Annotated in this window: 6 protein-coding genes; 3 read left to right on the top strand and 3 right to left on the bottom strand. The window is 46.5% G+C overall.

Going from position 1 to position 9,438, the window contains the following annotated elements; genetic code table 11:
• Positions 1 to 2: 2 nt before the first annotated feature.
• Positions 3 to 1,667, top strand: coding sequence for a glutamine--tRNA ligase/YqeY domain fusion protein (locus ABYP73_RS01385; protein ID WP_372973240.1), 1,665 nt, complete (start codon positions 3 to 5; stop codon positions 1,665 to 1,667).
• Between the two features lie 227 nt (positions 1,668 to 1,894).
• On the opposite strand, the gene ABYP73_RS01380 is transcribed toward ABYP73_RS01385, so the two are convergent.
• From ABYP73_RS01380 to ABYP73_RS01370, 3 genes are all read right to left on the bottom strand, one after another.
• Positions 1,895 to 2,827, bottom strand: coding sequence for an SPFH domain-containing protein (locus ABYP73_RS01380; protein WP_372945278.1), 933 nt, complete (start codon positions 2,825 to 2,827; stop codon positions 1,895 to 1,897).
• Positions 2,828 to 2,949: 122 nt separating this feature from the next.
• Complete coding sequence (gene gltX / locus ABYP73_RS01375) at positions 2,950 to 4,461, bottom strand: glutamate--tRNA ligase (protein ID WP_372945279.1); 1,512 nt, start codon at positions 4,459 to 4,461, stop codon at positions 2,950 to 2,952.
• A gap of 91 nt (positions 4,462 to 4,552) precedes the next feature.
• Complete coding sequence (locus ABYP73_RS01370) at positions 4,553 to 5,608, bottom strand: alkane 1-monooxygenase (protein ID WP_372945280.1); 1,056 nt, start codon at positions 5,606 to 5,608, stop codon at positions 4,553 to 4,555.
• Positions 5,609 to 5,681: 73 nt separating this feature from the next.
• Here ABYP73_RS01370 and ABYP73_RS01365 point away from each other — a divergent pair, with 73 nt between their 5' ends.
• Together ABYP73_RS01365 and ybeY are read left to right on the top strand one after the other, a co-directional pair.
• Complete coding sequence (locus tag ABYP73_RS01365) at positions 5,682 to 9,026, top strand: DUF4175 family protein (protein WP_372973239.1); 3,345 nt, start codon at positions 5,682 to 5,684, stop codon at positions 9,024 to 9,026.
• On the top strand, positions 9,019 to 9,438 hold the full coding sequence (gene ybeY / locus ABYP73_RS01360) for an rRNA maturation RNase YbeY (protein WP_372973238.1): 420 nt from the start codon (positions 9,019 to 9,021) through the stop codon (positions 9,436 to 9,438). Before ABYP73_RS01365 ends, ybeY begins: the two co-directional genes overlap by 8 nt.

The raw sequence follows: 9,438 nt of genomic DNA, 5'->3' as shown, positions 1-9,438 counted from the left end.
CACTGAATTTCATCGAACATATCGTCGAGGAAGACCTGGCTAATGGGTTCCCAAAATCGGCCCTGAGGTTTCGTTTTCCACCGGAACCTAACGGCTATCTGCACATTGGCCACGCGAGTTCCATTTGCCTGAATTTCGGGCTTGGCATGCGGTATTCGGCCCCGGTCAACCTCAGGTTCGATGACACCAACCCCGTTAAGGAGGAAAAGGAGTATGTAGACGCCATTAAACGGGACGTGTCATGGCTCGGATTTACCTGGGAGAGTGAATGTTATGCCTCGGATTACTTTCAGCAACTCTACGAATGGGCCATTGAACTGATCCGGGACGGGAAGGCCTATGTAGACAGTCAGACTTCTGAGGAAATGGCGGCTCAAAAAGGAACGCCCACGGAGCCCGGGACGGACAGCCCCTACCGCAACCGGAGCGTGGAAGAGAACCTCGCCTTGTTCCGGGACATGAAAGAAGGAAAATACCCGGAAGGATCCCATGTCCTGAGGGCCAAGATCGATATGGTCGCTTCCAATATGCTGATGCGGGACCCTATCATGTACCGCATCCTGCACAAGGCCCATCACCGCACAAATACCGATTGGTGTATTTATCCGATGTACGACTGGACACATGGGGAAAGTGATTATATCGAACAGGTTTCCCACTCCTTGTGTACCCTGGAATTTGCGCCTCACAGGGAATTGTATGACTGGTTCCTCGACCAGGTGATCGACCCTGAAAAAGTGAGGCCCAAACAAAGGGAATTCGCCCGCCGAAACCTGAGTCATACCGTGGTGAGCAAGCGAAAGCTGCTTCAATTGGTAGAACAAAAAGTGGTCAATGGATGGGACGATCCAAGGATGCCCACCATATCGGGGATGAGGCGAAGAGGTTACACCCCGGAGGCTATTCGGAATTTTGCAGACACTATTGGGATCGCAAAGAGGGAAAACCTGGTAGATGTTTCCCTCCTGGAATTCCACGTACGGGAGGACCTCAACAAGAAGGCTCCCCGTGTTATGGCGGTTCTAGACCCGGTAAAAGTGGTAATCACCAACTATCCGGAAGAAAATACCGAATGGTTGAAAGCTGAGAACAACCCGGAAGATGAGTCAGCGGGATTCAGGGAGGTGCCATTTTCCAGGGAGATTTATATCGAAAGAGAAGATTTCAAAGAAGAGGCCAACCGGAAATTCTTCAGACTCAAACTCGGAGGGGAAGTCCGACTCAAAAATGGGTATATCATCAAAGCAGAGAGCTGCACTAAGGATGCGGACGGGAATATTACTGAAATCCAGTGCACTTACGATCCCAGGAGTAAAAGTGGCAGTGGAACGGAAGAAAGCCTGCGTAAAGTGAAGGGTACGTTACACTGGGTCTCTGCAGATCACGCCCTGGTAGCAGAGGTAAGACTATACGATCGGCTCTTCTCGGATGAATCCCCGGACACCCATAAAGATAAAGAGTTCCTCGACTTCGTCAACCCCGATTCCCTGAAGGTGATCAAAGCCTATGTAGAACCCAGCCTGAGTTCAGCACAGGTAGAAGATCATTTCCAGTTTCAGAGGTTGGGCTACTTCAATGTCGACAAGGACTCTTCAAATTCCAATCTCGTCTTTAACCGAACCGTCCCCCTCAGGGACAGCTGGGCAAAAATCGCCAATGAAGGATAATCGACAGAACTTATCGATTTAAAAATAACAATAAGTATATTATATTGAAATCGACTTTATCAGCCTGTTTGTAACGGGTTTTTGCATGGAGAATGGGTCAATGCACTGTTCCGCGAACAAAATGGGCTTCACGGTCCTTAAAATGACTGATCTGGCATTTGGATACGTCAAGACTGTAAAAAACCCGAAACGGAGGAAGTTTCGGGTTTTCTTTAAACTTTTAGAGCTTACTTCGGATTTTTAGGTTTTGACGGGTCTTTTTTCATGGCCTCCCCTATCATATTGCTCGCCGTAAAAGAGGCGACCATATTGTTCAGCATATCGCTGCCTGCCTGGGGCGAATTAGGCAGTAAGATCAGGTTGGTATTGGTTTCTTCCCCAATGGCCTGCAGGGTATCGTAGTGCTGAGTGACCACGATCAGTGCCGATGCTTCCTGAGAATTGATACCTACCTTGTTGAGGACTTCCACGGACTCCTCGAGTCCTCGGGCGATCTCCCTCCTTTGATCTGCTATCCCCTGCCCTTGTAAACGCTTGCTTTCAGCCTCTGCCTTGGCTTTTTCAACAATGAGGATACGGGCAGCGTCTCCCTCGAACTGGGCCGCTATCTTTTCCCGTTCAGAGGCGTTGATCCTGTTCATAGCCGCTTTCACCTGGGCATCCGGATCTATATCGGTCACCAGGGTCTTGATGATATCGTATCCGTAATCCAGCATGGCATCCTGTAATTCAGCTTTCACCGCAATAGCGATATCGTCCTTCTTTACAAAGACATCGTCCAGCTTCATCTTGGGCACCTCGGCCCTGACCACGTCGAAGACATAGGAGGTAATTTGTTCATGCGGATATTCCAATTTGTAAAATGCCTCATAAACCTTATCCCGAATCACCACATACTGAACAGATACCTTGAGCTTTACGAATACGTCATCCAGGGTTTTGGTCTCCACGATCACATCGAGCTGAGTGATCTTCAGGCTGACCCTCCCGGCGATCCTGTCGACCAGGGGGATCTTCATTTGCAGGCCGGAGTTCCGAACGCTTTGAAACCGGCCAAAGCGTTCAATGATGGCTGCCGTCTGCTGTTTCACCACAAAAAATGACATCAGCAATACAACGAACGCAAAGAATAAAATGGGGATCAGGATAAAGTTGCCCATGGGAAAGTAGAATTTAGTTAGTAAATGATACATAATACGCAAGGAATATGTCGCATTTCCTGCGCTTCTGTTACAAGATACTTCTAAATTCTGCTACCGCGGCGGATAGAAATAAAAATACTTCAGGGAAGTTCTCGCAAGCCTTTTCGCATCCGCGCAAGGCTCTCATCCTTCCCGATCAGGGCCATGATATCGAAGAGATGAGGCCCCATGAGTCCGCCTACAATAAGAAGTCTGAGTGGAGCCATTACCATCCCAAAGGACAACCCCTCTTTTTGGATCCAATCCTTGACCTTTCCTTCAAGGGTCGATGAATCATAAGGCTCAACTTTCTCCACAAGTTCTATAAGGGATTTCATAATCCCGGGCGTATGCTCTTTCCATTGCTTCTTTACGGCCTTCTCGTCGTACTCCTCAGGAGCTCTAAAGAAATAGGAGCTCAGACCCCAGAGGTCTTTTACAAAATCAGCCCTTTCCTTGACCAGGGAAACGACTTCCCGTATGGATTCTTCCTTGATTCCTGCTTTCTTTTCTCCCAATTTTTCTTGGAGGATTGGCTTAAAAAGGGCGGCAATTTCTGCATCCGATTTCAACTGCAGGTATTGATGGTTGTACCACTTTGTCTTTTCAGGATCGAATCGGGCTCCGGAATTGTGGACCCGCTCCAGAGAAAAGGCACTGATCAACTCAGACAGGGAATACATTTCCTTATCATCTCCGGCATTCCATCCCAGCATGGCAAGGAAATTTACCACAGCCTCCGGGAAATATCCGGCCTCTCTGTAACCTGCTGAATCCCGCCAGGACAGGGGGAAGACAGGGAATCCCATTTTTTCACCATCCCTTTTGCTCAACTTTCCTTTCCCTGTAGGCTTCATGATCAACGGAAGGTGTGCAAATACGGGGGGCTTCCACCCAAAGGCCTCGTAGAGCTGAACGTGTAGTGCCAGGGAAGGAAGCCATTCCTCTCCCCGGATCACGTGGGTGATCTCCATAAGGTGGTCATCCACCACATTGGCAAGGTGGTACGTGGGCATGCCGTCGCTTTTGAACAACACCTTGTCATCCAATAAGGAGGCATCGATATTGATCCTGCCGCGAATCTCATCGGTCAGGTGAACAGTCTGGTCGTAAGGGGTCTTGAAGCGGATCACGTGCTCCTCACCAGCTTCAAGCCTCGTTCTGGTTTCTTCCGGACTTAGTGTCAGGGAATTCTGCAGTCTTTCGCGGTTGTGCCAGTTATAGATAAACGTCTTTCCCTTTTCTTCCAGTTCTTTCCTTAGCAGATCCAGGGACTCCGGTGTATCAAACGCATAGTACGCCATTCCTTTTTGCACGAGCTCCTCGGCGTATTGTTTGTAGAGGTGCTTGCGTTCGCTTTGTCGGTATGGACCAAAGCCCCCGTCCTTTCCCGGTCCTTCATCATACGGGATCCCGCACCAGTTCAATGCCTCTACAATATATTCCTCTGCGCCTTCAACATATCGGTTTTGATCGGTATCCTCAATGCGGAGGATAAATATCCCTTTCTTCTTTTTTGCGAACAGATAATTGAACAGGGCAGTACGGACCCCTCCTATATGTAAAGGGCCAGTTGGACTGGGGGCAAACCGCACACGTATTTTCTCATTCATGGACGAAGTGTTGAGAAGGCAAAGATAGGGGGAAGAGGGGGAATCCCAAAAACAGGATAAAGGGCTCTTTCAGGGAAGGACACCACCTTATTTATGGTTTTCCAAAGGAGGGTTTCATGGCCTCGGGGATCCTCGGATTCATCAACCGGAACCAGAGAGGAGGAATAAAGGAAAGCACCATGGAGGTGGGATATCCAAAAGGCATTTGAGGAGAGTCCTCATGGCAGTCGAGCAGCTGATATTTCTTAGAGGAGATATAGTGGTGATCGCTGTGCCTAGTGAGCTCATAAAGAATGATACGCCCCAGGACATGATTGCTGTTCCAGGAATGTATTTCCCTCACTCGCTCGTAACGCCCCGATGCTTTCCGGCTCCTCAACAATCCGTAATGCTCTATGTAGTTCACTGTTTCAAGTAAAAGAAAACCTACCACGGCTGAGGCGAAAGCAAAGAGCAGGCCAGTCGACCCAAAAATAAGATACACGGTCAGGAGGTAGCCTGCCTGAATGAGCTGATACCAAAACATGTCATTTTGAAGAGAAAAGAACCCAAGGTCCTTTTGTCGGAGAAGTTTACTCTGGATTTTCCATGCATTGATGTACTGCCTGCATACAGAGGTGAACCAGAACGAATACACAGATTGGTTGTAGCGTGCCGTGGCCGGATCTTCGGCTGTAGCGGCGTGAACGTGGTGCCCGAAATTATGCTCTATGTAAAAGTGCATGTAGAGGGAAGGCAGCAACAGGAGCTTCCCGAGAAACCTCTCCCCGGTTTGCTGGCGATGCCCGAGTTCGTGACCCACATTGATTCCATTGGTTCCCAGGACAATGCCCAGGGAAAGGACAAGCCCGATTAACTCTGAAAGGGAATACCCATAGGTTGATACAGACCACAGGAAATAGATCAGCAAGCCATAAACGAGGGGGAGATTTGCGTAGAGCATCCAGTCGAAGAGTTTGTCTGCTGCCTTCTTGCCCTTGGTATCGGGGTCGTCGTTAACGGGATCTACGGGAAGCAGGATCTCCAGGATGGGAATGATGACAAAGGCGTATACAGGGGTGAGAAAACACCAATAGCCACCAAGGGATATACCGATAACCGCGGAGAGGGGGATGCTGAGGGCCGACAGGTATTTTAAATCCTTCATCTTTAGCTTTTTAACAAATTTTTGACCTTCGATTCTGGCATATCAGGTATCTTGGTATTAAATATAATGGATTTTGGAAAGCTATAACGGCATCCTGGATAAACTGTCAGGATTCATCACCAAATACTACAGGACAAGAATGATCAAAGGGGCCTTTCTCTTTCTGACCCTTGGGTTATTATTCTGGCTACTCCTGCTCTCCCTGGAATACATTTTATGGATGGGAACAACGGGCAGATTGGTTTTGTTTCTGATGGCCATAGGGGGAACCCTTTTTCTTCTCGTGAATTACCTTGGAATCCCTTTGATGTATCTCCTGAGGGTAAGAAAAGGACTTAGCCTGAAGGAAGCTGCACGAATTATAGGAAATCATTTCCCAGAAGTTGGAGACAGGCTTGTAAATCTGCTCGACCTGGCAGCTGACCCTGAGAAAAGTGAATTACTGTTGGCAAGTATCGACCAGCGCTCTCAGGCATTATCCCCGATTCCTTTTCAAAAGGCCATTGATATAAGGAAAAGCCTAACCTATGCGCGTTATGCTTTTATTCCTTTATTGGTCCTTGCCGGAATTTGGATTGCAGGGAAGGCTGGGGAATACAAGGAATCCCTGGACAGAGTTGTTCATTACGATATGGCATATGAAAAACCAGCCCCTTTTCGTTTCCTTGTCTTAAACAGCTCCTTAAAGACCATCTCAAAACAAGATTTTACTCTTCGGGTGGCCACAGAAGGGGATATTAAACCGGAATACGCTCAAATAGTTATAGAAGGTATAGAAAGGATGATGCAAGAGGAAGACGGACAATTCGTCTACACCTTCACAGCCCCGGAAGGACATCAGGAATTTTACTTTACGGCTAATAAGGTAAGATCCAGGAGTTATACTTTGAAAACTATGGCACCTCCGGTCATAGAAGAGTTTATAACGGTATTGAAGTATCCTGGCCATACCGGAAAACAAAGTGACACGCTCCTGGGCACGGGCAATGCTGTTATTCCGGAAGGCACAATAGTAAAATGGATCATTACGGCAGCCAATACCGAACAGGTTAATCAGATAGTAAACGATTCCGTATACGGCTTCAACCATTCCGAGGACCAGTTCGAACTGAAACGGACACTCAATACAGACCTTACCTATGAAATTACTACCTCGAATACCGATCTCCGGGATTTCGAACGACTGCAATATAAACTCGGTGTAATTCGGGATTCAAGGCCTTCAATCCTTGTCAGGGAATTGAGAGATTCCATGTCAAATGCCATAAGCTATGAAGGCAGGGCCAGAGATGATTACGGCCTGGTGCGGCTTGATCTGGTGTATTTCGAAGAGGGTATGGAAGATTCGGCCAAAACAATTTTGCTGGACCGACCCGGGGAACGGGAATCCCTTTTTGTTTACGATTTTCCTACGGGGCTCGATCTTCAAAGCGGAAAGAATTACAACTATTATTTCCAGGTGACAGATAATGATGTGAGAAGAGGCGGGAAGGTTTCCAAAAGTGATGTTTTCAGCACTGTTATTCCGGACGCAGATCAACGGGAGGAACAGCGATTGAAAGATCAAGAGAATGCCCTGCAAGCTTGGGACAAGAACCTTGAGGAGTTTAGAAAACGTGAGGAGGAATTAAAAGAAATTGAACAAAATCAAAAGGAAAAAAACGTCCTGGATTATAACGATCAGAAAGCGATCAAGGACTTTTTAAAAGCACAGCAGCAACAGGAAGTCCTGATGGAAAAATTCAGCAGGAAGATTCAGGAGACGATGAATGAGAACAGGGATGAAGAATCTGTGGATGAGCTTTTAAAAGAAAGACTACAGAGGCAGGAGTTGGAGGCAAAAAAAAATGAAAAACTCCTGGAAGAGCTACAAAAGCTGACGGATAAGATGGACAGGGAGGAATTAGCTAAAAGGCTTGAGGAGATAGGCAAGAGACAGCAGAATAGCAAACGCAACCTCAGTCAGCTGTTAGAACTCACAAAGCAATACTATGTAACTGAAAAGGCGCGTAAATTGTCTGAGGATTTACAGAAACTGTCAGAGAGAGAACAGCGCTTAGCAGACTCGGACAAAGGCGCTAAGGAAGTTTCAAAAGAACAGAAAAATATAGAAGAAAATTTTGATAAACTCTCAAAGGAATTACAAGAGCTTCAGAAGGCTAACCGTGAATTAAGAAAACCACTTCCGATAAACACCAGTGAGGAGTTACAGCAAGAGATAAATCGGGATTTGCAAAATGCAAGAGAACAACTTGGCAATTCGGAACAGCAAGAAGATCCAGACAATAATGAAAATGAAGCAAAGGAAAGTGCAAAGAAACATCAAAGGTCTGCAGCCAATAAGATGAAGAGAATGTCAGATGCCTTGCAACAGTCAGCCATGAGCGGAAGCGCTGAAAGTATGGCAGAGGATGCAGAAATGTTAAGACAGATCCTGGAAAACCTGATCGTTTTTTCACTAAAACAGGAAGATGTGCTGGATAAGCTGACACGAGAAGGGGGTGGTCGGAATTTTGCGGTGAGTGTGGTCCGGGAGGAAAAACAACTAAAGGGATTGTTTGAACATGTTGATGACAGTTTGTTTGCCCTTTCGCTGAGACAGGTGGAAATCTCAGAGTTTGTAAATGAGCAGATCACGGAGGTCTACTACAATATTGATAGCGCACTCGAAAACCTCTCAGAGGGGCAGGCTTACAGGGCAGGGGCGCATCAGCAGGCAGTCCTTACAGCGGCAAACAATCTTGCCGATTTCCTCGCGGATGTCTTGAATAACATGCAACAATCCCTGGCTCAGGGAAAGGGCAGTGGCAAGCCCCGGGATGGCTTTCAACTTCCGGATATAATCAAAGGTCAGGAGGAGATTCAGGGAAGTATGCAGGAGTTAGGCAAAGAACAGAAGGGAGACAAAGGAGAAACGGGCAAAGGAGATTCCGAAGGGCAAATAGGCGAAAGTTCGGGGAATAGGGATGGAGAAAAAGGTGAAGGACAGGGTGATGAAGGAGATCTGGAAGCCCTGTATGAGATCTACAAACAACAGCAGGTAATAAGGGCAAAACTAGAGGAACAGCTAAGGGATATGATAAGGAATGAAGACAGGGAATTGGCCAAACTCCTGGCAAGGCAGATGGAGGAGTTCGAAAGGGATCTGATTGAAAATGGAATTACACAGAGAACCATGGATAAGGTGAACAGAATCAAGCAACAATTGTTACGGTTAGAAAATGCAGCCATGGAACAAGACAAGGAAGAGGACAGAAAAAGCGAAAAAGCACTTAACAGGTATGATAGGCCGGTGATCAGAAAAAGGGAGGCCTTATTACAGGATAAAGGGATGATAGAATTATTACAAAGACAAGCCTTACCTTTGCAGGAATTTTACGGAGAAGCCTTAAAACGATATTTCCGGGAGGATGATTGAGTATAATTTCAAGACGCAATTTGTATTAAAGAACAAAAGGAAATATACCGATTGGTTGAAAAAAGTGATCAACGGAGAAGGTTTTGTGACGGGGGATATTAGTTATGTCTTTACCAGCGATGAGGAGTTACTCCAAATCAATAAGGAGTATTTGAATCACCATGATTATACAGATATCATTACGTTTGATTACACCAGTAATAAGAGGATAAGCGGGGATATTTTTATATCGATTGACAGAGTAAAAGAGAATGCCGTAAAATACAAGGTGCAATTTGAGGAGGAACTCAGGCGGGTAATGATACACGGAATCCTTCATTTGATGGGATTAAAGGATAAGACAACCTTGGAAAAGAGTATTATGACAGCAGCTGAGGATAATAAATTACAAATGTTCCACGTGGAACCATAG

Origin of the sequence: Muriicola sp. (assembly GCF_041567615.1) — a bacterium.
GTDB lineage: Bacteria > Bacteroidota > Bacteroidia > Flavobacteriales > Flavobacteriaceae > Muriicola.
Note: the sequence above shows the minus strand (reverse complement) of the source record. Positions and strands in the feature narration are given on the sequence as shown.

Bases quoted from the DNA above. Each gene is read 5' to 3' on its own strand.
- ABYP73_RS01380 (WP_372945278.1), bottom strand. From the start codon at position 2,827: ATGGGCAACTTTATCCTGATCCCCATTTTATTCTTTGCGTTCGTTGTA.
- ABYP73_RS01370 (WP_372945280.1), bottom strand. From the start codon at position 5,608: ATGAAGGATTTAAAATACCTGTCGGCCCTCAGCATCCCCCTCTCCGCG.
- ybeY (WP_372973238.1), top strand. From the start codon at position 9,019: ATGATTGAGTATAATTTCAAGACGCAATTTGTATTAAAGAACAAAAGG.
- gltX (WP_372945279.1), bottom strand. From the start codon at position 4,461: ATGAATGAGAAAATACGTGTGCGGTTTGCCCCCAGTCCAACTGGCCCT.